Origin of the sequence: Streptococcus sp. 596553 (assembly GCF_900411395.1) — a bacterium.
GTDB lineage: Bacteria > Bacillota > Bacilli > Lactobacillales > Streptococcaceae > Streptococcus > Streptococcus mitis_BA.
This window is the reverse complement of sequence record NZ_OXCQ01000015.1, coordinates 1-21,545: the sequence shown is the minus strand read 5'-3', so window position 1 is coordinate 21,545 and position 21,545 is coordinate 1. Positions and strand designations below refer to the sequence as shown.

The following is a 21,545-nucleotide window of genomic DNA, read 5'->3' as shown; positions in this document are numbered from 1 at the left end:
CTCCTTACCCTAGAGATGTTGGCTCATAAACGCTAGTAAACCAAGCGTCATACACTTCTTTCTTGTCTGCTGACGTAATCGAACGTTTCACTACGCTATCAAGCGGACGTGGTGAACCTTTGAAGCTAAGTTCACGCTCGTTGACAGTTGTTCCGCTCTTAGTAGCAGAGCCATTCGATGGACGACTAGCAGAGCAGTAGTAGAGAACGTAGCGAGTCTTGTTTTGATCTCCTGAAAATTCAAACATAATCGCAAACGGTTTGGTTGAAGCATCGCCTTTTTCAGTCAATACTCCTGTTTGCTCATCCTTGAGTTCTCCTAGAATTTTCGTCGCAAACTCTTCTGTGATATGCGGTACTTTCAATTTCCCTTCATACCCTTCGTTTGAGTTCATGAAGTGGTAGTCCACGTCGTCTGCTGGGATTGCTTTCGATTCTCCTTTTGGTTCTAACTCCAAGTTCATCGCTCCAGGGAAACGGAAAATTTTCCCGTAGCTAATGACATTTGTGTCCCCACTGATGGTTTCGATTGGTGCGATATGCACGTTTTTCAATCCAAAGGTTACTTTATTTTCTGTTTTTGTCATCTTCTTCTCCTTTAGTACAAATAAACAGTGTAAGGCTTGACAGATAGCCTTTCTGTTGGGATATAGCTTTCTTCTGATACCTCAAAAACAAGGTGATGTTTAGACAACAACTCTTCCAAGGTCTCTTCCAAATCTTCGTCTTTACGTTCAAAGATAAGCTCTACAGTCACAGATTTAATCTGGTATTTCTGTTCGTCGTCTGCTCTCTTGATATCTGGATGTGATTCAAAGTAGATAAGATAAGGTGTTTGAGGAACGTGTCCAGTCTCAAACGCACGATAGGCTATAGGTAGATTCGCTTGACTTAGAATATCGACAAGGTCAGATAATTTCATTTTTGAATAGCCTCCTTTACTTTGCGTTCAAAGGAATTGATTAGCTTTTCTTCTACAGGTTTTATGTGAGGGATAGCACGACTGCGTCCGCCATTCCTTAAGACATGGTCATTTTCAAGTAGGTGAGTCAATTGAGGGCTTGTAGCATTATGGATTACGTATGAGCCTTTGGCATTTTTCTTGAGACGCCATCCTCTTCCATACTTTCCTTTATTCTTTGGGCTTGTCGCTTTCAAAGTCTCAACAGCTTCATCACCTAACTCTTGTGCGATTACGTCAATCTCATCTTCTAACTCACTAGAATATTCGCTCAGTGCTTTAGCGATTTCTGCTGAAAGGTCACCTGTTGAACTCATGGCAATTCCTCCATCAAGGTTAACTCCAGAATTTCTAAACCAATCGGAAATGTCTTAAGAATACGATACCGTTTCCCGTTAAATTCCGCTTCTTCCTCGTTGTTATACTCAAAACTATGAATATCAAGGATAAGGCTTGGTCTAAGTCCAACCTGGCTAGCCTGATAAAATTCAGAACGAGTTATGGAACGCTTACGACACAAAATAGTCAATCGTTTCTCCTCAAATAGAGGCTGGTGTAATTTATCTAATCCTGTTTTAACCCTTGAGATCAATGTAATCTCATTGTTCCATGCCATCTGCTTACCTCAATTTCAAATTATGCAACCGCCATAAAAGGTGGCGTGGCATATCCACCCCACCCTCATAGCGAAAAGCTGCAAAATCAACTACAAACATTTGGTCTTCTGGGCTGTCTAAGTCAAGTAGAACTCCTAAGTTATCTTCCAGTTCTGTTTTGACAGATTCGATGATTTTCTCCAAGGGCTTATCGCGTAGTTTTGTTGCTATACCCAATTTTAGCTTAAGCAATTCTAATAATTGAGCATTGTCCATAACTACTCCTCGTCTCCCTCTTCAGGTTTCACATCTACTACCTTTGTTTCTTCCTTTTCTACTTCTGTAGTTAATGTGTCATCTTTCGACATATCCTTATCTTCTACATTCATCAAAAAGATAGATCCTGCACTATTTGCCCCATTTAGCAGAGTCTCCGCAAACTCTTTATCAAGTTTGTGCTTAGCTCTAGGGTAATTATCCCCAACCTCATAGCAATGTTTCTTTGGGTCTCGTAAGTCCTTAAAAGGACGGATTACCTTATATACCATTTACTACCTCCTTACCCTACAGCATCTGTATAGGTCACATAAAATCCTGCATCTTCGTCTACTTTCACTACATCAAAACGATTAGCGGTTGCCAAATACTGACCGTAGATTTTGTCATCTTGCCATTTGACAGTAGTTTGCGCACGGTCAAACAATGTCGCAAATTCTCCAACATCACCGATGAAGGCTTTCATCTCACCTTTGTCATCTCCAATGATATCATCTGGATAAACAACAATAACACGACCAGCGAACTTGTAGCCGGTTGGAGATGTGATATCTGTTTGGAGCATGTAGCGACCGTCCTTGTCCTTGATTTTATCAAGAGCAGCGAACATAGATTGAGTACATACGATAGTTGCATTGTAGTATGGTTTCAATTCCACATTGAGAATATCTTTCAAGCCGTCCAAACCAGCTGCGCTTTTAGCTGTAGCTTTCTTGAGAATCTTAGCGATCTCTTTATTCTTAGTAATACGTTCTTGGTTCTTAGCTTGTTTAGCAACCAATCCCATCACATCGTAGTCAGCATCATCAATCAATTCTTGAGACACAGGCAAATGCCCACGACGTGTTTTAATATCATAGTTTACTTTTGTAAATCTTGGTTTGGCCAGAGATGGATTTTCTTCCAGTTCTTCAACGGTATTCATTGTTTGATCTGTCAATTTAACCAAGGTCCATTTACCACTAGCGTTTTTAACCTTGACTACATTTACCAATGGAATCAAGTCAGTCTGATCTTGTTTTGCTTCTCTCGGTGGCATCAAATCAACTGGAATGATAGCTTCACCTTCAGTAGATTTAAAACCATCAGCATGCGCTTCTTTTGTTCGTAGGTAATGGTTAAATGCTTCACGTTGTTCCAATGTTTTTCCTCCTCGTTTTTCCGTTTTACCTGGAGTCGGTGCTTTACGATTTTGCTCCTCGATTTGTTTTTCCAACTCGTCAACTTCTTTTTCCAACTGCGCTTTTTCAGCTTCTTTTTCTTCAATTTCCTTTTGAAGATCATCCACAGTCTTTTCAACTGCTGAAACTTCTTCCTCGGTTTCAGCACGGTCCAACTTCTCTAGTTCAACAACCGAACGTTTGTTCAATTCCTCGATAGATTCAATCAAACCTGCAACTTTATCTGCTTTTCTGCTTCTAAGAAAACTAAAAATTACTGTCTTGTTCATAGTTTAAATTTCTCCTTAATTTCTTTCTTACGCTTGTCTAGCGCTTCACGATTCGCGCGACTCTGACTTTCGAAGTCTTTTTGTCGTGCAGCAATTTCCGTTTGTGGATAGGCTGGGAAAGTACATGGGCTCACTTCAAAGATTTCTAGTTCTAAGACAGTGTCCAGATACGAACCATCTTCACGTTCCTCTGTTTCGATTTTTATCGGGATAAAGCCAAAGCTACATCCGATAACATCTCCACGCTTGACACGGGCATAGGCTCCAACAGCTTGAGGATCATCCTTGTTAATGATGATGTCTCCAAAAAGACCAACATCATCAACACCCAGTGTCAGAGTTCCGTTACCTGTTCGACCGAGAACAAGACTATCATCGTGGTTAAATAAAGCTCTGATATCAGCGTCTTTGATAGCTTTCTCAACTCCAGCACGCTTGATAACTTCACAGTAGCCTGGCCACAATTCCGTCTCCTCGTCAAACTTGATAAAGTAGCCACTCAAAATCAAATCACCAGAGTCTTCTTCTCTCGTTTGAAATTGAGTGGCACGATAACTATTCCGTTTCTGCATTCTCTTCCTCACCTCCTTTCAATTTATTTTGGTCTCCTATCTTCTCTTGAGGGATAAAGTTCTCAAGGACAATCAACTCTTCCATCTCAGGATCAGGAGTCATACCAAGCCAATCTCTCCACTCATTACGACGCATTGCAGTACTGTTTGTCATTTGACGTGCAACCTCAGACAACTCTGTAATGTTGTAAGAGAAGAGTGAACGAGGATTTAGTTTAAAATAACGATTGCTTGATACCAACAAGTCCCTTGTTAGAGTTTGGGTTATGGTAGTAGCGATACTCATGACAGTCGTATTTACAAAGTTGTTATACTCTGTCTTGTTGAACTCTCCCACGCCCAAAATAAAAGCAGGTACTCCTAATAGACCTGCAACTGTTCTTTTATCTAATTCGACAGACTCATTTAGAGCGATATCCGTTAGACTAAGCGGTTTTACCTGCTGGATGTCCAGCAATGCCTCTGGAACAATCCATGGAGCGCCAACCCTGCTAGTACTTAAATACTTCTCAGCGATACGCTCACGCCCTTGCTCCGAGTCTAGTTCAGCACTGGACGAGTCTACTTTAACGATAAGACTAGGAATGTTCTTACCGTTCATGAAGCTTTTTTTAGTCTTCGTAGCCATGTTCAAACTTTGAACCACATCTGTCAACGTCACCCTAAAACCAGTACCAATGTATGGAATATCTGGATCTGGATTGATGACAAAGTGGACTACTTCGTCAGGGGAATACTCTTCACCCCTAAATGAGATCACATAGGAATCCTTATCTGTTTGGAACGAAACCTCTCTCATCGGAAATGGTCTTAAATTAGAAATATAATCCGTAACAAGATCATATTCTACATGTAAGACAGAATTTCCATCGCCGTATAGAAGCAAATCGCGCACAATCTTGAAAATCCATGACTTCCTTGTCATATGTTCGCAGGGATTGATGTCAATCTTTCTAGCCAGTCCATCACGAATTCTGATATCACCTTTATCCGTGTTTTCCATCAGATGGATGGTCATATTAGAGACCAAATCAGCAATCTTATTAACCGCTGTTATCACATCTGGATTTCTGGCCAAAGGTACATAAGAATCCATCAGGTTTGACAATCCTAAATCTGAATGACTCAGCATGTTGATTGGTTTACTTGGCTTATTTCGTTTCCAAATCTTTTCAAAAATACCCATGTTTCCTCACCTCCTTTCTCTCTAATCAAAGAATCTCATCACATCGCCATCCTTGCCAAGATTAGCAAGAGCCTGTATACAAGCAAAGACGCTGGCATCAAACAAGTCAATCCTTGCAGTACCACCGTCTCCGTCTAATTTTTCATATTGCACAGCATCATCCACCTTTTCAATCGCTCTAACATTACTCACACAGTATTCGTAAGCGTCAGAATGAAGATAGTAAAATTCCTTGTTCTTGACTTTGAACTCAATCCGTCTGAACCCCTCAGATTTCAGATAGAATAACTGAGGCTGGTCAATCATCTTAAACTTAGCCTTTTTCATCTTAGCCAAAAACTCACGACCAAACTTCCTATCCATTCCCACAGCTTGGATTTTAAATCCACGCTCACGCATACTGATAAACCATTTGACGATATCATCATAGAGAACAGTAGGAGTATTGCTCATCGTCAGCCAGCCATCAGATTGCCAGCCAAAAAGTGGAATCCCATCATCGTTAGCCTTCTTCTGAGCATTAATCCGAGGGAAGAAAGCATGTGTGATACAGATATCAACATCTTTCTCACCATCATTATAGACACCGTAGAGAGCAGCTGCTGTTAAGTCATGTAATCTTGACAAATCTGCACCGCCATACCAACGAATCGGCAAGCGTGCCAGCTCTTCTAAACTCCAATCGTAGCAACTGTCCGACGCAATAAACTCATCAGGGTTGAAATAAGCGTTCATAGAGTTAGTGAAGATATTCAATGTCTTATTGAAAAACTCGTTTCGAGTCTGAGGATCATTCATGGCCTGCTCAGCTTCTTCCTTGAGAGCCTTGAGCGAAACAGTGACACCCCATGACGGATTAGCCATCTTGAGGATGTTCTCGTCCAGATAATCCACTACGTCACCATCAGCAGATTGATTAGCCTTGCAGATGAAGATGAAAAATGAATCATCAGTGACCAATTGCTTGAGCACCTTTTGACAGTATTTTAAACGATTAGCAAGAAAACCAGTAGGAATATCCCCAGCCGTAGAGATAACAAAAAGCATACTGTTACGGTATGCTGACATTGTTTTTTTCATAAGACCATGTTTCTTACTATTCCTCATTGTGTGAGCTTCGTCCAAGATGATAACATTCCCGTTCAGAGAGTCCAAGCGACTCTCATCATTCGCTAGAGCTTGGATAAAGAAAGAACCCTCATCACCAAAATTAGCAGTAATAGAGTGTTCCTGGTTATTGTCCTTGATACGAATGTTCTTATCATTCCATCGTTCAACGTTGAATCTTAAAAAACCAAAAGCTTCCATCGCTTGCTTGACTGAGTTAGCAACGATATAGCATTTTGAACCGCTATCCGTGTCCAGAAGCTGATAAGCAAGTGCAATTGCAGCAGTAAACGAGGTCTTGCCATTCTTCCGAGCAAGCATGATAAGCGCTTCTTTGAACCTGCGCTCATTCGTCCCCTTATAGTAAAACCCAAACAAGTTCACAACTACAAAGTGTTGCCAAGGTTGCAAGAGTAATGGCTTGTTACGGATAGACACCGCAAACATATCATCGCCCTGCTGATGAACTATCACGTTCTCGATAAAGTGAATAACAAAATCCACCATATCCTCATCCATATCAAAAGCAGGATTTTCTAAATCACGTAAAAAACGTTCAGCAGCAAGAATGTTCTCCTCGCAATGTTCCTCTTGGTGAGTTAAGACGTGTTGAGCGTATTCTTTTGCTTTATCAAGATTACCCATTGCCAGTCACTCGCTTCTTCTTGATTTCGTTCTTGAACTTCAGGACCTCAGTAAGAACTGACTCACCCTCTTGTTCTACCACCTCACCGAGCGACTTAGGATTCATCATCAACTGATTAGAGTAGCTGAGAATGTCTTTCCTCAAAATTTCCATAGCTGTCAAGATTGGAACTTTGCGCTCATTTTCAGCACCAGCTTTATTGACGTAGGTGTCTGTTACTGGATAACCCATGTCAGCATAATCTTGAGCAAGTTTCTGATACTGATAGAGCATTCCTGCAAAAATATCAATGATCATTTCGAACTCTTTACGATAAGTGCCCAAGTCTTTCATCTGCTTGACCACTTTTAACTTAATCGACTTTGCTGTAATCGGTTTAGCCAAAAACTACCTCCTTTCGTCAAAATCGCTTAGTTTTTACCCCCTCTTTGTTTGAAGGCCCCCGACTTGGAAAAAGTTCCCTTCACCGGTTCCCAGAGGCTTCGAAAAAATTTTTTTGAAGTGGGGGGATGGAAAAAATTTTTTCATTTTTCATTTTTATTTTTGAAAAAATTTAAAAATTCTTTTTTTCTTTTCTTCTGCCAATAAATTCCATTTCCAATTATCTTATCGTTGTTCCGGTCATGAAATGTATTGTGTTTACGGTTAGTCAGTGGCAAACAATTCCAAGATACATACTCCAGCTCTGGATACTCAGATACTGGGTAAATATGATGAACCATTTCAGCTGGAACTGACTGCCCATATCTCAGACTTTCTTGGCAAAGGTAATCGTGTTGTCTCATGACCTTGTCACGGAACTTGTACCACTTACTTGTCTTCAAGCTTTGTCTGACTGGTTTGTTGTACATGATATATACTCCTTTGCAAAAACAAAAGGACAGGCTTTTGACCTATCCCATCTCATACAAGAAATCTATGCTACCATAATAAACCTTTTTTTGTGAGACTTCAAGATGTCTTTTGTCTCATTTTACTTTTCTTGATTTTCTTTTTGAGTAACTAAAGATTGGATTCCTTAATTCTAATTCTTTCTGTTTGTGGTAATCTTGATGTTTCCACATGACTCCATCATGGGCATCAACCTTTCTGTATAAATTATATTGATTGTTCATTTTTCACCTCCTGTAACTATACCAATTTTATCCCTTACTTTCACATATCTTATATTTTGTTAAACTCACTCTAAATCTCAAACCCTTACTAAGCATGGGTTTTGAAGAGTTTCATTTTTTCAGTTTATGCTTAACTCATTATGTGAAAGTAATATCTAAAAAAATTAAATGACAAAGTTCCGTAAAGCATCATCAAGCTCTGCTTGTTCTATTCCTATGTATCTCAGGGTAATTGCAGGTGACGAGTGATTGAACATTTTCTGTAATGTCCCTACGTCCTTTGTCTTGTTGTAATATTTATAACCAAACGTTTTTCGCATTGTATGTGTTCCAACATTATCAATGCCAAGTTCTTCAGCAGCCTCATGAATAATTTGATAGGCTCTCTCACGAGTGATTGCTTTATTTTTCCCTTGCCTACTCTTAAATAAGAAATGGTGAAATGGTTTGTCTTCGACATATCTTCTCATTTCTTTCTTGAGTTCTTTTGTCATCCGTCTTGTTATCTGCTTACCAGTCTTTCGTTCTCTCAGCTTGATGTGCCAACCTTGAACATCTTTAACTTTTAAAGTGAGGATATCTCCAACTCTCAATCCAGTATTCAGACCTGTAATGAATAGCATATAATACATCTCATTCCACTCTCTGAGATAATCTTTCATTGCCTGAATTTCGTCATTATCTTTTATCGGTGATACAAATTCCATAACTGCCTCCTTTCTATAAAACAAAAAGCCAGCTAGTTGCTGACTCATGATGTTCCTCTGTTAAACAACTTTTCTGGAAAAAATAGAATGACTCCAACATGTGATTTGTGTTTTGTTTTCAGAAGTTCATGCTATCATAATAAACTGTTTTTCATGAGAGTTCAAGAGGCCTTTTGTCTCATTCTTATTTACAACTCACCTTTCAAGATAGCGTACTGTTCTAAGATAATTCTTCTTCGCCGATAAACTGTAGCTCTACTCATGAATTTCTGTTCTGCTATTTCTTCCCATCTCAATTGAGGGTATCTCCAGCGTAGATTAAAAATTTCCTTATCCTCATCAATTAGATTGCTTAAGAGTTTATTGATAATCCCTTTAAATCCTTCAAGAAATTTTAAAGTCGGATCATCCGCGATTCTGATTGCGATGGTTTCGGTAGGTTTGCTTATTCCTACAGTAGGCCCGCTTTGAGCATCTGGGTTTCTGGTTTCTAATTCTAGCCTTCTTAAGTCTATTGTGCGTTGAATGTTTTGAAATTTGAAAAGTTCTCTGTCTAACGTTTTGAGGTCTTCGTCGCTCAATTTCTTCAATTTCCACCTCCAAGTTTTTAAAAAATGTAAACAAGTTATCAAATATCTGAGAGAAAGCCTTGCGAATATTAGAAACTGCCTGGTTAATCATTTTAGCTATAGCTTCAATTTCTTCAGGACTTAATTTCCGTAGTTGTTTGTCTAATTCTTCTTGCTTTTCTTGTATCTGCCGTTTAGCTATCTTCTTCTTAATTCTTTTGTTCATTGAGTCTTATTTCCTTTCTTGGATCTCAATCCCAAAAAACGTACAGATATCTTCTAATGCGTATTTAGAAATGCTACTGCCTGTTTCCCACTTGGCTATCGTATCTCTGTGATACCCTAATTTAATGGCTAAATCACTTTGAGTCAATCCCAACTCGCATCTCTTTCTTTTTAGCATTTCGGCAAGAGGAGTTGTCTTTTTTCTCAAAAACATACGAGGGTCAAGATGCAATTTTTCGCAAATAACAAACATATCTCCATCTTGCGGTTGTGCTTTTCCACTCTCCCAATGACAAATCGCTTCTGGGGTAACTCCAAAGATTTTAGCAGCCTCAACTTTCTTTAGACCTCTGGCTTTTCGCCACAATCTCAATTGTTCTGGAAAAGTCTTAGCGTACTCACTCATTCTCCATCTCCTCAATCAGCCAATCAAGGTTCTTACGTGCTTTCTTCAGGTCTTCAAGACCGTTTTTCTCTTTGTATCGAAGTAAATACTCGACTGCACTGCACCAGCGATGAGCTTCCATTTCTGACTTGCCTTTGATAAAATTCCTCGTAACATCCTTCACTTCGAGACCATAAGTCCCGATGTAGTGGTTTGGTTTATTTATGTTGTCTGTCATGCTAAATCCTCCTCTTTGACGAACGTACCGTCAATCCAACGACCCTTGCGATCTTTGATTTCTTGGTAAGCCAGTTCAAAACATTCCTCGAAGCTATAACCAAGGGCGATGCTTAACGATTTTAACCAGTAGATTGTACGTGACAGATATAATTCAAGAATGCCATTGTCACCAAAATCTTGACATAACTGAAATTCGCTTATATTTTGATTTAAAAAACCAAAACATGTCATTACATCTCTATCATATCCTGATGTTTTAAAAATCTTATGCACATCTACCTTAATCAGCAAGGTAAGACCGACAATCACGACTGCACAGTCTCCGATACTGTCCTTGGTTAGTTGCTCATTCTTTTTGAGATAACCTGCGCATAACTCACCGAACTCTTCACTGAGTTTTAGTGACTGCTTGTCTAGCCGTCCACCGTTTTCTAAATCACGGTCAATAAACCATTGTTTTACATTTTCTATTGTGTTCATTCTTTTTCTCCTAAAAAATCAAAAATTGTAGTCTGATATAGCGGCCTAGAATAGACTGGTTTGAAAGGTTGAGAGCATTTGCTCCTGCGCCTTTTTGTAAAAATCCTTTTTTATTTCAAAGCCATAGGCTGACCGTCCCATTTCGATTGCAGCTCTCAAAGTTGAGCCACTTCCAGCTACTGGGTCAATAACAACATCGTCTGGATCAGTAAATATTTCAATCAACCGTTTTAAAACTGGTATAGGTTTCTGCGTCGGATGAATCGTGGGATAGTTACTATCTTTCTCCCAAGGAGCATGATTTAATACCATTGACCCACTATTGTTGAATTTCGGTAACTTGTCACGATATAAGACAGTCGCCTCTTCAACAGCGCCAACAATCTTCATGTTGGCTTTTAAAACTTGTGGACTTGATTTCTTTGTAAAATAAAGCGGATAAGCGTTATTAAATCCATGTTTTTTACCACATTCAATAACCATTTCTCGCTGTTGCCAAGCGTGGAATACAATCATAGCTGGCGCTTTCCCCTTTTCCTTAGGTTCTTTTTTGAGTAACCTAGAACAGAAATCGAAAAAATTATTAATCTTGAAATCATTGTCCGTATCGAAAAATGATTTTCCTGCCAGTTTACTCTCGCCGTTTTTATTATCTCCATCCTTGTACCAACGGGGGTCCGAAGCATACGCATTATTGCCTAAATTATAAGGGATATCAGCGATAATTAACTGCGCCCTTGGAATCTGATACCTTTTAGCATTTTCAAAATGATCGTTGTATAACTCGCATTTCATTTTAAATCATCACCTCATCCCCGACTTTCACTTTATCGTACACGTCCTTCGTAACCACGAACACCCCGTAATCACGAATTGTAAGCGTGTATAGCTTCCCATGTCGTCCTTTCTCAACAACCTTACCGAATATCTCAGCGCCTGCGTTATCCGACTTGTAGATAACCATCGGCTTTTTCTTTTCTAGTTCTGCAATCCTGTCCATCTGCCAGATGTTTAGTCCAGCAGATAGAAGAATCCAGATAGCTATGAATCGTTTCAATCTATGACCTCATTTCTTCCATCTCTTACTTTTTGCAAATAATATTTATATATTTCATTGTCGGTATGTTCATTTACTAACTTTTCAAGTGCTTTATTGACCACTTCTGCTATGCTTCCATAACTACCATATTCTTTGATGGCTTCAACATGGTCATACATATCTTTGGTAAGCGTTGCTTGTACCTTTCTAGCCATTACTCCACCTCCTTGCTCTTAATTTCTCCAGTAAGTCTATTTTCTAAAATGTGACTTGTATAGCAAATATCGCTTTTATATGTATAGCGATTGACAGTTTCTTCAATCCATTGATTTCGTGTGTAAGGGTATCTGTTTGGTCGTTTCATATTACCACCTCATATATAAATATTTTGTATCAATATCTTGTTCTAAAATACACTCTTTCAGCGACTTTAAAACTTCTAAGGCATCGCTAACTGTTCCCCATCTATTTTCAGGTTCATACTGCACATACTTTTCAGGGTACTGTTCTAATTCAGATATACCGCGTTGGATGTTATTTACAATATCAGCAACATTGTAAATTGTGCCTTGGTCGAAATCCCAATCCATAGCAATTCTAAACATCTTCCCGAGATTGTAGGTCGGAGAACTATATCTAGGTTCAGCGATACAAATATAATTTCCGTTTTCTATTTTCGCTAAGACTTCCAAATCATAACTCATCACTCCACCTCCTCAAAATAACTATGAAATTTACTTAAATTGACAATAGCGACCTCTTCAACAAAATGCTTTTCAATGTCAAAGTCTGGGTCATTTTTACTAAACTCTTTCTTAATGGCTTTTTCAGCTAGTGATGGTAAATCGAATATACTTGCTCCGTTTTTTAAGGCAAGCGCTTGACCGTGTTTATTTACTATTCGATAACCCACATCAAACGGTCTGATTTCCATTGGGATTTTTATGCGTTTACTTTGATTCTTCATTCCTTCTTCAAACGTTTGTATCATCACTCAACTTCCTCGATTTCAATACCTGGGCAATCAAACACCCAACCGGATCCAGCTTCTTCTAGTTCTTTGCGAGTAAATTTATAATTTCCAGCTGTTATATTTTGGTTGAAATAAAGAGTGTTCCCTGATTGCGATTTAACCAAGGGTTGCCCATTCTTCAGACTAACAGTATACCGCTTCTCTTTCTCGACCTCGTAGCCAAAAATCCAAGCTTGAGCAAAGAGTTCGGAATTATCCCAATACCATTCTGCAACTATGTCAGACATGCTTGCGTCTATTGAGTAGGACAGTGTATGACCCAGTTTTTTCTGTTCTGCGATAAAATCCGCCACAAACTGCGGAACTTTGACTTTTTCTGGTTCGTCTAGTTGTTTCAAGTCTCTTAGAACGGTTTTTAGAATAGTTTTTCCGCTAACAATACTTACAAGACATTCAACCGCTTCGTACTTCTTAATCAATGCCTTAATATTCATCTTAGTTTACTCCATAAATCAAATAAACTGCAATAACTACCTGAGCCATGCTTGGCAAATAGCCAATCCAATCATCAAACTCCTTAGATTTTGGTAACCAATCCTTAGTAGCTCCCAAATCATAGTCTGTAGGCTTTTCATCAGCGAAGATGCATTCCATCGCTCCCATAAACGTCATACCATCTTCTGTCATTTCCCAAAAATAGTCCGCCCGGTCTTTCACTGCTTGTGGTAAATCTTGCTTGGGAGGTTTGGGCTTCCCATCTTCTACCGTCCAGTTGTATACTGCATTAACTTTTTGCTTTAAATCTTCCATCATCTTCCAACTCCTCATTATATTTTTCTACCAATTCATGCAACCACGACCAAGGTTCAGTTTCTTCAACGATTGGGTCAACTTCCCTTTCTTGCAACCAAGCTGAGAAATTAACCACATTATCAATGTAGATTGTGTCGTAATCGCCCCAATCCCAAACCGTTAAATAAATTTCTGTTTCAGTTCCATTTTCATCTTCAACCGTTATTGAACCATTTTCAACCCACGCTGTACCAAAACACAATTCGCAAGTGCCAGTCTGTTCTTCCTGAAAATCTGAATGGTATTCTGTCACTTTATATTTCATCTTCTAAAAATCTTTCAATAGCTTCTATGTGGGAGACTTTCGCCAGACCGTCCAAGTCGTCCAGGGCTTCAATATAGTCTGGACGACCTTGCCCATACTGCTTTTTCAAAAACTCAACAAAGAGATGAATTTCCTGATAGGTTAATCCAATCATATTTATCACTTCCTGCTAAAACGGAAAATCATCTTCTTCAAGGGCGTATCCTGGCATTTGTTCCTCAATGTTCGAACGGTTAGCTGTATCATCACGCTTTTCAAGTCGCTCAAAACCATCTGCGACCACCTCAGTCAGATAGACCCTGCGCCCCTCCTGATTCTCGTAGTTCCTTGTCTGGATGCGACCCGTCACACCGACCAGATTACCCTTCTTGCACCATTCTGCGAATAGCTCCGCCTGCTTGCGCCACATCATACAGTTGATGAAGTCTGCCTCTCGCTCGCCGTTGGCTCCCTTGAAATTTCGATTGACCGCCAGAGTAAAGGTAGCAACCGCCACATTCGACGGTGTATGTTTTAATTCAGGGTCTTTCGTCAAGCGCCCCACTAACGTAACATTATTAATCATCTTTCTTTTCCTTTCCTGTCGCACATTCCACAACTGAGTAACCGATAAAAAAGCACAGAAAAGTTATTCCAAATTCTTTAATAAATTCAATCATTTTCTTCTCCTCCTGAAAAAGTTGCTAAATAGTAACAATCCTTCGCACCATAGTCAAACCGTGTCGTCCGCTGACCAATGTGCTTCTGAAACCTTGGCTGAGTGATAGCCGAGAAAGCCCACTGATGATCTTCCATTTGCTCAATGAGATCATCGACATTGTCAAACGTCCCAAGGTAAAACTTGCAGTGCCCGTTGTAGACGAAGTAAAGTTCTAACATCACTCCACCTCAACAGAGTAAAAGTTCCCAAAGGAACCCCTCAAAGCCTTTCCAACCTGTACGGCTACCCCACGAGAAACAAACCGCATGGCTTTCTTCTCCTCAGAATATGAAATGTCCAAGCCGGTCACTCCGATAACCACGGATCTCAGAAAGGGCTTATCCTCTCTTGTTCCATGTCTTAAAATAAACATCAGCTACCTCCATTCTAAAAATAGTGCTTTCGCTTATTTGTCAAATCATTGAAAACCATCAAATGGTCTTTATCTACACCCTTCATTAGTCTGGACATAAAGGGTCTGCCATATCTTTTCTGAATATCAGCAGAAGTCAAATTGGTGGTAATGATTGTATTTGAACGCTTATTCAGGATATTGTAGAGAATAGTAAACGACCATTCGCTATCCTTCTCCATGCCCAAATCATCCAAAACCAAGAACTTAGCACTGGCAATTTTATTGACCAGAAACTCTTCCTGACTAAAATCAGCTTTAATCTTCATCAGTAAGTCCGTCACATTGATAAATATAGCAATCTCTTTCGTGTACTCAGATAGAGCCTTAACCATCGCAAAAGCCAAATGGCTCTTGCCCGTTCCAGCTTCTCCTTGTAACACGATGTTGTTCCTAGCACCCTCAGACCACTCACGACAAATCCTCTTTGCAAAAGCTAGCTTTTCCGCTTCTTTTTCAGTGGGTGTCTCAAAGTTGTCCAAAGTCGCATTTTTCAAAACCTCATCATAAAGAGAAAACTTCTCAAGATAGTATTTCCTCTCTCGCTCATTCTCAGCGTCGGCCAGTTCATTCACTCTTGCTTGATTCTCCTCATGGATCCGCTCAGATTCACACATGCGGCATACAACACTCTCAGTCCGCAATATCTTTATCAAAGGAATGTTATGCTTTTCGCAAAACTCATCTTGTTGTTCTGTATTCCTGTGATAAGATAAGGCAATCTCCTCAAACACATTGTCTACCATGACAGACGACCTCCACATTCATGCCAGCTAGCCATTTCAGACAAGCAAGCAACCACTTGATGAATTGGCTGGTTCGCTAAAAGAGTTTTCTTTTCGTAGCTTAACGGATAAAATTCCTCTTCAAATTGCTTGATAAGTTCTAAAACCCCCATTCTTCCTTTGCCTCCTGTTCTGATTGATTTCCACGAGAAGTAGTAAATCCTCTTGACTTGTTAAAGTTTGATTGCTCTTCTTCTTGTTGTACAGTAGTCTTGATACCATTTTGCGCCCAATTCTTCAAAATACTATTTACATATCCAAAACTTCGTTTTGAATTATCAGCAGCCTTATCAATCGCAAGTTTTACCAATTCATACTCCATATGATCAAATCTAATGTAGTCAAGTAGTTGTTCAAATTGTTTCCCATCAAGCACTCCGACACGAGATTGATAATATTCAGCAATAGCAGCAGGAGAATTGTCCTTTTCAGAATCTATCTCTTTTATATCTCTATTCTCTTTTATATCTCTATTCTCTATCTCTATCTCTGGTGCCTGTTCGTCCGACAAATGTCCGGACGAATGTCCCAAAAGTTTTTGACCTTTTTCTAAAGCGATTTTTCGTCTATATTCACGCTTTCTATCAGCTTCAGTATTTGATGAACCAATAAAATTTTGGATATCAAGCATGTAGATGGCCCCGTTATCCAAAACCTCAATCAATCCCATCTCTTTAAATATTCCGACTGACTTTTCTACAACTGCAACTGGTTGCCTAGTAATCGTTGATAGCATCTGTACATTATAAGGTATGCGGTCATTAAACATTAATTTACCATTGTTTTTAAGGCTTCTAAGATAAAGTTTTAGTAGAATGTTAGAATAAAGTATCCCGTCTGGCATGCTTTCAAGGATTGCTATATCGTCATTATCAAAAAAATTGTCTCGCAATTTTAAGTAATAATATTTTTTATTATCAGACATATACTCCTCCAATCCGCACTAAGTCTTTGCCCTCCACTTCCTACGGTTAGCACGGTACTTCATCCGCATATCCTCATAGATGTACCTGCCTTCTAACTCTAGTTTTTCAAGCTTGAGCAGACGATTTTGAGAGGCCACATCATGATTGTCCTTGGTTAGTTTTTCATAGTCCTTAACTAGTTTTTCATAGTCCTTAACTAGTTTTTCATAGTCCTTGGTTAATTTTTCATAGTCAGTTATGTATTCTTTGACTAGTAATAGATTTTTATGATCATATTCCCAAATCGTAATAAAATGTCTTGTAGCTGATCCCTTTTCTATCGCTTCTTTGATATACATAATCTGGTCATCCAGCCATTGAATCAATCTTTCCATTTCCTGACCTCCTCATGATAAAAATCTGATTGCAGACTGTTTAGGCTCTGGTAATGCCAGAGGTTCTTGGCGCAAGCCTAGATGTTCTGAACGCAATCCTTGAGGCGGTTCGTTGTCATATGTGAATCCTTTGAACTCTCTGCGAATATTCTTGCGAATTTCTTGCCATTTGTCCTCTCTACCACGTTCGTAAGCATGGTTATATCCTTGGATAATCATAGACGCAAATTCTTGCTCTTCTCGTCTTTCTTCTTCCTTGCGTTGTTCCTGCAATTTGATATGACGGCAAAGCCCTGCAAATCCAAGCAGCAAGGCTCCAACCCCCATCAGCTGGTCTAAAATCGGTGGTTCAAACATTTTTTAATCTCCTTATCCTCTTTTTATGCTATAATATAGTCAAATAATTTTGCTAAGACCTTGTCCAGAAGCCTTTTAGTAAAGTTATTATATTTGATTAGAGAGCCATTCTTTGATGGCTCTTTTTGACCATTTCTTACCAGGTAATTCCTTTGGAAATCCCTTTAAGTAACGATAATTATCTGAAAATGTGGCATACTTAATTCCTAGAAAATCACAGGTAGTGTTCACATCCATCAACTCTGGATAGTGATCACTATCTTTTTCTATTTCGACCAGCCTTGTGATTGTGTCCTTGATAATGGATTTAATCCATTCAGATAGTGAAAGTAGAACATTGTCCATCTTCTTCCCCTTCCTACACTTCGTCAAATGAGTTCAATTTCATGATTTTCATCTTGGTATTGGTGCTTGGCTCCCACGTCATCCAGTAAGCTAGAGCAGCGTCCGCATGCTTCTTGGGTAGCAGGTCATATCGACTAATATTGAAGTGGTCTTTAAAGTCAATCTCAGCTTGTCTAAAGACTGACTGAGCGAATATTTTATCAGCATAAGCTGGACTGTCAATTCCACCAAGACAGGCGACTACTCGAGCCTTGCGCTTTTTCAGGAGCGACTGAGCGTAGCTTGGATGAATCGGTTGCTCACTCTTCAAATAGTCAATATCTTCCAGCATAGTAGCCTGCTGTTCACGCAATTTCTTCTGTCCAGTAAATAGAGCAATGAAGGCATCCTCGTCCAAGTCCTCACGGATAAATCCGCCCTGCTTACGAATAGCTGGCAAGACCTCTGATGTCACCCAGCGCTTGAACTCCTTGGCCTGAGGCAACTTGCTGGATAAGATAAGAGAGTAGAGACCAGATTCATTGATGATGATGGGGTTTTGATTTCTACCCATGGCGTCACGAATCGTTACCCCATCAGTCTTATCGTCATCATCTACATGGTCAAAAATTGCTTTTCTTGAATTTGCATATCCCAAGATATCTGCAATATCCTTCCCAACGAACCAAGGCTCATCATCAATTGTCAAAGTACGGACTTCCTGCCCGTGAAAATTAAAAATTTCGTTCATAATGTTCCTCTTCTTACTTTTCCTAGTGTTAAAATAGTTTCCCAAACATCTAGCCCCTCAAGACTATCGATCATCAGCTGATTAAGTTGGTGATTTTTCTTCTGCCAATTCAGTATTATTTTCTCTTGCATGTATGCACCTCTCAGTGATTTCTCCAAGGGTTCTCAATCCCTAAAACATCTGCAACTTTTTCCTTAACAAACTCACTACCTTTTCCATATTTCAGTAGCTCTGAAATAACTGATGATGCTACAGATACTTGTTTTGCCAATTCGGCTTGAGTCATATCCAACTCAATCAAACGAGTTTTGATTTTAGCCTTGATGATTTTTAGTTCTTTGCTCATATTCTTCCTTTCTAAATTTGATATAATGTAAATAAAACTCGCCAGAGCTATTTAAGTAAAGTATTTTGAAACGACTGTTTGACAGATACTATATGAGGCGCTTCACGGTTATCTATATAATCAACCTGAATAAGTGTCTCTGGAACTTCATCTTTCTTTGTTTCCCAAAAGATATTGATACCTCGAAGACCAATATCTTCTGCTTGAAAATCAATCCCATTCAAAATAACCCGTGGAATACTAGAGTCGCTATCTATCTTAATTTCTAAATTTTGAATTGGTAGTGATTTTTTTGATGGTTTACTCATCTCCCTCTCCTTTCTTTTAAAAAAATTATCTAAAAAGTTAGCGAATTTTCTTGACATTTTTAAATAAATGATTTAAAATCAAACCATAGAGAAAAGACCTACTAAAAGTAAGGTTCTACCTAGAAAAAACGGACGCCAATCAGTTTCATTAGGCTTTATTTTTTAGTTGTCTTATTCGCTAACTCTTTAGCTTACGAATATAATTTTAAATTATTTATTTAATTTTGTCAACAACTTTAATCAAATAATTTAATTATTTTTTCGTAATGCTTAGAAAGGTTGATAAATCAATGTTTCCAACATACGAAAAAATCAAAGAACTTGCAAAAAAACAGGGACTTTCTATAAATGCTTTGGAAGAAAAGCTTGGATATAGCAGAAACACACTATATTCCCTAAAAAAACAAAAAGCTAGTACAGAAAGAATGCAAGAAATCGCTGATTACTTTAATGTATCCTTAGACTACCTGCTCGGACGTACAGATAATCCAGCTATCGCTGGTAATTCAAAAGAGTACACATGGCAAGGGAAGACACTGAATGTTGAAGAAATGGCATCTAATGTCATGATGTTTGGTGGCCGAGAATTAACAGATGAAAAGAAGAAAATCATCCAGTCTATCATTGAAGGTTATCTCAAAGAAGCTGGTGATTAGAGGTGCTGCTTAGTGACCGAAAAAGAAATTATAAGTCATTTTCAGGTTCGCATTGTCGATTTTGACGGTGAGCTAATACCTGATGAACTTGGATTTTACGAAAAAGAAACCAACACAGCTTTCTTGTCTAACAAACTCAGCAAAAAAGAAAGGGTTAAGGTCCTACTGCATGAGCTAGGACACAAGGACCATACGCGCTCAGAGTACCAGAACGCTCGCTTACGCTGTGAAAACGAAGCTGATAGGAATATGATCCATCATCTCGTAAAAGACGCACTAGAAAGCTTAGACGACCCCACAGAATTTGATTACCTCAAATTCATGTCCTACTATGATCTAAAAACTATGACTAATGAAGTCATGGTTAAGGAGGAATATCTAGCATTGGTTAATTAAATGATATTGTGGGTATTTGGCTAGAGGAGGAAATTGTGCAAAAGACTGTTGAGAAAATACTGTTTAGAGTTGCTGGTGTAACCAAATATAAAAAAGCGGTTAAAGAAGCCTGTAATCTAATTGCTGAAGATAACGGAATCCCAGAATATGCAAAGTACTATAGCAATTTATCAACTAAGGAACTTAGAGAAGAACTTGAAGAATATGGCATGAAAGTTTTCAAATATCAAGATTTAGACTTTTTCAATATTGAGCTTGTTCCAGAAGTAGATAATAAGTATGATCCTAATGCTATAAAAGTTTTGATATTTAATAATCATGTAGGATATGTTCCTGCGACTGTTGCTAAAACAATACGAAAATATTTTGATAACAAAAAATATAACTTTGTAATAGAGGGAGAGATAAAAGGTGGACCATACAAAGAGTGGGATGATTTAAACGATAAGGTTATTACTAATAACGACTTAGATATTGGTTTTGAAATATATCTATCAGTTATTGATTCTACGCTAGAAGAAAGTAATGAAGTCTCACCGACGACTCCAATCGAAAATGTGGTGCATAAAAAGACTGAAAAAGAAAGCTCTGAATTGGCATTAGATGTTCATGAAATAGATTTGCGAGAAAAAGAAGAGCAAAGAAATATTGAGCCTGTGCTAACATCCGATGCATTAGAATTGAAAAAAGAATCAGATTTAGTACAATTATCAAAACCAACTATCCCTATTGAAGGAAACGCATTAAATATTGCTGATTCTACTCAATTTACTACTTCAGTTGAAACAACACCCAAAAAAGAAAGTCCTACAATTAAATCCATTATATTATCTATTGTCGGTCTACTCTTCTTACTTGCTTCCCTATCTCTACTGTTTGAAGGAAAAATTGGGCCATTCTTTATTGGGCTAATAATATCTTATATCTTAATAAGACCAATAATTAAATATATAAAAAAATAAACGGAGGAAATATTATGGCGTTATTTGGTAAAAAACAAAATGAAGTTTTAGAAATCGAACTTTTTACAGAGGAACCTAATGAACGAGTTTTTGAGTTTAAAAAATCAAAAACTGTTGTAAGAATCGATGATTATTTTATCAGGATTGCAAGAAAGTCAAATGTATCTAATGTTCTTCTTCATGGTCTTGATGGCGAAAAGTCAATTCTCCTCTCTGAGATTACAGCATACCAATTGAAAGAACCTGGCTCAACTGTTGGCTATCTTCAACTTGTTTACCCTGGTTCTTCTGATACAAAAGGTGGTGTGTTTGATGCCGTAAAAGATGAAAACACCGTAACCTTTACCAAAGATGAAAAAGCATCTATTTTGGAATTGAAGAAAGCCATAGAGAAAGCTTTAAAAGATAAAGTCAAGAAATAACAAAAAAGCCCCACAATCGCCCTCGCCAAAGTTTGATTGTGAAGCTTATCCTGTATAAAAATCAGCCATTAAAAAGGCCTCTTTTCTATACCCTATTTTACACCATGAAAGGGGTGATGTCAATATTCTCAATGTTTAGACCTTGTCCAGAAGCTGATAAACAAGGAGAATACAATGAAATAT

At 38.5% G+C, this 21,545-nt stretch carries 44 protein-coding genes; 4 read left to right on the top strand and 40 right to left on the bottom strand.

The features are described 5' to 3' along the window. Positions 1 to 4 precede the first annotated feature (4 nt). The 40 genes from DSY56_RS10650 to DSY56_RS10470 form a co-directional block, all read right to left on the bottom strand. The gene (locus DSY56_RS10650; RefSeq protein ID WP_112445590.1) at positions 5 to 586 is read right to left on the bottom strand and encodes a major tail protein; all 582 of its coding nucleotides are present in this window, start codon (positions 584 to 586) and stop codon (positions 5 to 7) included. Between the two features lie 11 nt (positions 587 to 597). Further along, positions 598 to 921: a hypothetical protein gene (locus DSY56_RS10645; protein ID WP_112445588.1), complete on the bottom strand. Its 324-nt coding sequence runs from the start codon at positions 919 to 921 to the stop codon at positions 598 to 600. Continuing rightward, positions 918 to 1,277: an HK97 gp10 family phage protein gene (locus DSY56_RS10640; protein WP_112445586.1), complete on the bottom strand. Its 360-nt coding sequence runs from the start codon at positions 1,275 to 1,277 to the stop codon at positions 918 to 920. Before DSY56_RS10640 ends, DSY56_RS10645 begins: the two co-directional genes overlap by 4 nt. Continuing rightward, positions 1,274 to 1,576 (bottom strand): phage head closure protein, encoded by a 303-nt coding sequence (locus DSY56_RS10635; protein ID WP_033686235.1) that lies wholly within the window; start codon positions 1,574 to 1,576, stop codon positions 1,274 to 1,276. The genes DSY56_RS10640 and DSY56_RS10635 overlap by 4 nt, the downstream gene beginning before the upstream one ends. Before the next feature lie 4 nt (positions 1,577 to 1,580). After that, positions 1,581 to 1,832, bottom strand: a complete 252-nt coding sequence (locus DSY56_RS10630; protein WP_112445584.1) for a hypothetical protein — start codon at positions 1,830 to 1,832, stop codon at positions 1,581 to 1,583. A 2-nt stretch (positions 1,833 to 1,834) separates the two neighbouring features. Beyond that, the gene (locus DSY56_RS10625) at positions 1,835 to 2,104 is read right to left on the bottom strand and encodes a hypothetical protein (RefSeq protein WP_112445582.1); all 270 of its coding nucleotides are present in this window, start codon (positions 2,102 to 2,104) and stop codon (positions 1,835 to 1,837) included. 11 nt (positions 2,105 to 2,115) lie between these two features. After that, positions 2,116 to 3,282 (bottom strand): phage major capsid protein, encoded by a 1,167-nt coding sequence (locus tag DSY56_RS10620; RefSeq protein WP_112445580.1) that lies wholly within the window; start codon positions 3,280 to 3,282, stop codon positions 2,116 to 2,118. Next, positions 3,279 to 3,854 carry an HK97 family phage prohead protease gene (locus tag DSY56_RS10615; RefSeq protein ID WP_112445578.1) on the bottom strand — a complete coding sequence of 192 codons (576 nt, stop codon included), beginning with the start codon at positions 3,852 to 3,854 and terminating at the stop codon, positions 3,279 to 3,281. Before DSY56_RS10615 ends, DSY56_RS10620 begins: the two co-directional genes overlap by 4 nt. Then, positions 3,838 to 5,040 carry a phage portal protein gene (locus DSY56_RS10610; protein ID WP_112445576.1) on the bottom strand — a complete coding sequence of 401 codons (1,203 nt, stop codon included), beginning with the start codon at positions 5,038 to 5,040 and terminating at the stop codon, positions 3,838 to 3,840. Before DSY56_RS10610 ends, DSY56_RS10615 begins: the two co-directional genes overlap by 17 nt. Positions 5,041 to 5,061: 21 nt before the next feature. Beyond that, positions 5,062 to 6,792 carry a terminase large subunit gene (locus tag DSY56_RS10605; RefSeq protein WP_112445574.1) on the bottom strand — a complete coding sequence of 577 codons (1,731 nt, stop codon included), beginning with the start codon at positions 6,790 to 6,792 and terminating at the stop codon, positions 5,062 to 5,064. Further along, positions 6,785 to 7,177, bottom strand: coding sequence for a P27 family phage terminase small subunit (locus DSY56_RS10600; RefSeq protein ID WP_112445572.1), 393 nt, complete (start codon positions 7,175 to 7,177; stop codon positions 6,785 to 6,787). Before DSY56_RS10600 ends, DSY56_RS10605 begins: the two co-directional genes overlap by 8 nt. A gap of 140 nt (positions 7,178 to 7,317) precedes the next feature. Next, entirely contained in the window at positions 7,318 to 7,644 is a 327-nt protein-coding gene (locus tag DSY56_RS10595; RefSeq protein WP_112445570.1) for an HNH endonuclease, read from the bottom strand. A 117-nt stretch (positions 7,645 to 7,761) separates the two neighbouring features. Next, positions 7,762 to 7,908 carry a hypothetical protein gene (locus tag DSY56_RS11945; RefSeq protein ID WP_160109926.1) on the bottom strand — a complete coding sequence of 49 codons (147 nt, stop codon included), beginning with the start codon at positions 7,906 to 7,908 and terminating at the stop codon, positions 7,762 to 7,764. A gap of 164 nt (positions 7,909 to 8,072) precedes the next feature. Further along, positions 8,073 to 8,615, bottom strand: coding sequence for a site-specific integrase (locus DSY56_RS10590; RefSeq protein ID WP_112445568.1), 543 nt, complete (start codon positions 8,613 to 8,615; stop codon positions 8,073 to 8,075). 188 nt (positions 8,616 to 8,803) lie between these two features. Further along, positions 8,804 to 9,205 carry a transcriptional regulator gene (locus DSY56_RS10585; RefSeq protein ID WP_112445566.1) on the bottom strand — a complete coding sequence of 134 codons (402 nt, stop codon included), beginning with the start codon at positions 9,203 to 9,205 and terminating at the stop codon, positions 8,804 to 8,806. 211 nt (positions 9,206 to 9,416) lie between these two features. Further along, positions 9,417 to 9,815 (bottom strand): helix-turn-helix transcriptional regulator, encoded by a 399-nt coding sequence (locus tag DSY56_RS10580; RefSeq protein WP_112445564.1) that lies wholly within the window; start codon positions 9,813 to 9,815, stop codon positions 9,417 to 9,419. After that, the gene (locus DSY56_RS10575; RefSeq protein ID WP_112445562.1) at positions 9,808 to 10,032 is read right to left on the bottom strand and encodes a DUF3310 domain-containing protein; all 225 of its coding nucleotides are present in this window, start codon (positions 10,030 to 10,032) and stop codon (positions 9,808 to 9,810) included. The genes DSY56_RS10580 and DSY56_RS10575 overlap by 8 nt, the downstream gene beginning before the upstream one ends. Next, positions 10,029 to 10,514, bottom strand: a complete 486-nt coding sequence (locus DSY56_RS10570) for a MazG-like family protein (protein ID WP_112445560.1) — start codon at positions 10,512 to 10,514, stop codon at positions 10,029 to 10,031. Before DSY56_RS10570 ends, DSY56_RS10575 begins: the two co-directional genes overlap by 4 nt. A 45-nt stretch (positions 10,515 to 10,559) precedes the next feature. Beyond that, positions 10,560 to 11,309: a DNA-methyltransferase gene (locus DSY56_RS10565; protein WP_112445558.1), complete on the bottom strand. Its 750-nt coding sequence runs from the start codon at positions 11,307 to 11,309 to the stop codon at positions 10,560 to 10,562. 1 nt (position 11,310) lies between these two features. Beyond that, positions 11,311 to 11,571 (bottom strand): DUF1372 family protein, encoded by a 261-nt coding sequence (locus DSY56_RS10560; RefSeq protein ID WP_112445556.1) that lies wholly within the window; start codon positions 11,569 to 11,571, stop codon positions 11,311 to 11,313. Further along, positions 11,568 to 11,768: a hypothetical protein gene (locus tag DSY56_RS10555; protein WP_112445553.1), complete on the bottom strand. Its 201-nt coding sequence runs from the start codon at positions 11,766 to 11,768 to the stop codon at positions 11,568 to 11,570. Before DSY56_RS10555 ends, DSY56_RS10560 begins: the two co-directional genes overlap by 4 nt. After that, entirely contained in the window at positions 11,768 to 11,917 is a 150-nt protein-coding gene (locus DSY56_RS12095; RefSeq protein WP_200832446.1) for a hypothetical protein, read from the bottom strand. Before DSY56_RS12095 ends, DSY56_RS10555 begins: the two co-directional genes overlap by 1 nt. Position 11,918: 1 nt before the next feature. Further along, on the bottom strand, positions 11,919 to 12,257 hold the full coding sequence (locus DSY56_RS10550) for a hypothetical protein (RefSeq protein ID WP_112445551.1): 339 nt from the start codon (positions 12,255 to 12,257) through the stop codon (positions 11,919 to 11,921). After that, a complete protein-coding gene (locus DSY56_RS10545; RefSeq protein WP_112445549.1) occupies positions 12,257 to 12,544 on the bottom strand; it encodes a hypothetical protein in 288 nt (95 codons plus the stop codon). Before DSY56_RS10545 ends, DSY56_RS10550 begins: the two co-directional genes overlap by 1 nt. Next, complete coding sequence (locus tag DSY56_RS10540) at positions 12,544 to 13,020, bottom strand: DUF1642 domain-containing protein (protein WP_112445547.1); 477 nt, start codon at positions 13,018 to 13,020, stop codon at positions 12,544 to 12,546. Before DSY56_RS10540 ends, DSY56_RS10545 begins: the two co-directional genes overlap by 1 nt. 1 nt (position 13,021) lies before the next feature. Next, positions 13,022 to 13,339 (bottom strand): hypothetical protein, encoded by a 318-nt coding sequence (locus tag DSY56_RS10535; RefSeq protein WP_200832444.1) that lies wholly within the window; start codon positions 13,337 to 13,339, stop codon positions 13,022 to 13,024. Then, positions 13,311 to 13,643, bottom strand: coding sequence for a hypothetical protein (locus DSY56_RS10530; RefSeq protein ID WP_050261587.1), 333 nt, complete (start codon positions 13,641 to 13,643; stop codon positions 13,311 to 13,313). Before DSY56_RS10530 ends, DSY56_RS10535 begins: the two co-directional genes overlap by 29 nt. After that, positions 13,633 to 13,797 carry a hypothetical protein gene (locus DSY56_RS10525; protein WP_112445545.1) on the bottom strand — a complete coding sequence of 55 codons (165 nt, stop codon included), beginning with the start codon at positions 13,795 to 13,797 and terminating at the stop codon, positions 13,633 to 13,635. Before DSY56_RS10525 ends, DSY56_RS10530 begins: the two co-directional genes overlap by 11 nt. 15 nt (positions 13,798 to 13,812) lie before the next feature. Continuing rightward, positions 13,813 to 14,208 carry a single-stranded DNA-binding protein gene (gene ssb / locus DSY56_RS10520; protein ID WP_000609556.1) on the bottom strand — a complete coding sequence of 132 codons (396 nt, stop codon included), beginning with the start codon at positions 14,206 to 14,208 and terminating at the stop codon, positions 13,813 to 13,815. An 86-nt stretch (positions 14,209 to 14,294) separates the two neighbouring features. After that, entirely contained in the window at positions 14,295 to 14,522 is a 228-nt protein-coding gene (locus tag DSY56_RS10515) for a hypothetical protein (RefSeq protein WP_031222755.1), read from the bottom strand. Then, a complete protein-coding gene (locus DSY56_RS10510) occupies positions 14,522 to 14,716 on the bottom strand; it encodes a hypothetical protein (RefSeq protein WP_112445543.1) in 195 nt (64 codons plus the stop codon). The genes DSY56_RS10515 and DSY56_RS10510 overlap by 1 nt, the downstream gene beginning before the upstream one ends. A 14-nt stretch (positions 14,717 to 14,730) precedes the next feature. Beyond that, complete coding sequence (locus tag DSY56_RS10505) at positions 14,731 to 15,501, bottom strand: ATP-binding protein (protein ID WP_000228207.1); 771 nt, start codon at positions 15,499 to 15,501, stop codon at positions 14,731 to 14,733. Next, positions 15,495 to 15,653, bottom strand: coding sequence for a hypothetical protein (locus DSY56_RS12090; RefSeq protein WP_200832442.1), 159 nt, complete (start codon positions 15,651 to 15,653; stop codon positions 15,495 to 15,497). The genes DSY56_RS10505 and DSY56_RS12090 overlap by 7 nt, the downstream gene beginning before the upstream one ends. Further along, positions 15,641 to 16,465 (bottom strand): phage replisome organizer N-terminal domain-containing protein, encoded by an 825-nt coding sequence (locus DSY56_RS10500; RefSeq protein ID WP_112445541.1) that lies wholly within the window; start codon positions 16,463 to 16,465, stop codon positions 15,641 to 15,643. Before DSY56_RS10500 ends, DSY56_RS12090 begins: the two co-directional genes overlap by 13 nt. A gap of 18 nt (positions 16,466 to 16,483) precedes the next feature. Further along, the gene (locus DSY56_RS10495; RefSeq protein ID WP_112445539.1) at positions 16,484 to 16,840 is read right to left on the bottom strand and encodes a hypothetical protein; all 357 of its coding nucleotides are present in this window, start codon (positions 16,838 to 16,840) and stop codon (positions 16,484 to 16,486) included. 12 nt (positions 16,841 to 16,852) lie between these two features. Further along, positions 16,853 to 17,197: a hypothetical protein gene (locus DSY56_RS10490; protein ID WP_112445537.1), complete on the bottom strand. Its 345-nt coding sequence runs from the start codon at positions 17,195 to 17,197 to the stop codon at positions 16,853 to 16,855. Between the two features lie 87 nt (positions 17,198 to 17,284). Beyond that, positions 17,285 to 17,542, bottom strand: coding sequence for a hypothetical protein (locus tag DSY56_RS10485; protein WP_000370958.1), 258 nt, complete (start codon positions 17,540 to 17,542; stop codon positions 17,285 to 17,287). A 13-nt stretch (positions 17,543 to 17,555) separates the two neighbouring features. Next, positions 17,556 to 18,272 (bottom strand): ORF6C domain-containing protein, encoded by a 717-nt coding sequence (locus DSY56_RS10480; protein ID WP_112445535.1) that lies wholly within the window; start codon positions 18,270 to 18,272, stop codon positions 17,556 to 17,558. A gap of 142 nt (positions 18,273 to 18,414) precedes the next feature. After that, positions 18,415 to 18,618: a helix-turn-helix transcriptional regulator gene (locus tag DSY56_RS10475; RefSeq protein WP_112445533.1), complete on the bottom strand. Its 204-nt coding sequence runs from the start codon at positions 18,616 to 18,618 to the stop codon at positions 18,415 to 18,417. Positions 18,619 to 18,665: 47 nt separating this feature from the next. After that, the gene (locus DSY56_RS10470) at positions 18,666 to 18,926 is read right to left on the bottom strand and encodes a hypothetical protein (protein WP_112445531.1); all 261 of its coding nucleotides are present in this window, start codon (positions 18,924 to 18,926) and stop codon (positions 18,666 to 18,668) included. Positions 18,927 to 19,216: 290 nt separating this feature from the next. Here DSY56_RS10470 and DSY56_RS10465 point away from each other — a divergent pair, with 290 nt between their 5' ends. From DSY56_RS10465 to DSY56_RS10450, 4 genes are read left to right on the top strand one after another with little or no spacing between them, the layout of a single operon-like run. After that, positions 19,217 to 19,582 carry a helix-turn-helix domain-containing protein gene (locus DSY56_RS10465; RefSeq protein WP_000484469.1) on the top strand — a complete coding sequence of 122 codons (366 nt, stop codon included), beginning with the start codon at positions 19,217 to 19,219 and terminating at the stop codon, positions 19,580 to 19,582. 12 nt (positions 19,583 to 19,594) lie between these two features. After that, a complete protein-coding gene (locus DSY56_RS10460; protein WP_112445529.1) occupies positions 19,595 to 19,978 on the top strand; it encodes an ImmA/IrrE family metallo-endopeptidase in 384 nt (127 codons plus the stop codon). Between the two features lie 35 nt (positions 19,979 to 20,013). Beyond that, a complete protein-coding gene (locus DSY56_RS10455) occupies positions 20,014 to 20,940 on the top strand; it encodes an HIRAN domain-containing protein (RefSeq protein ID WP_112445609.1) in 927 nt (308 codons plus the stop codon). 14 nt (positions 20,941 to 20,954) lie between these two features. Continuing rightward, positions 20,955 to 21,362, top strand: a complete 408-nt coding sequence (locus DSY56_RS10450) for a DUF4429 domain-containing protein (protein ID WP_112445527.1) — start codon at positions 20,955 to 20,957, stop codon at positions 21,360 to 21,362. Positions 21,363 to 21,545 lie beyond the last annotated feature (183 nt).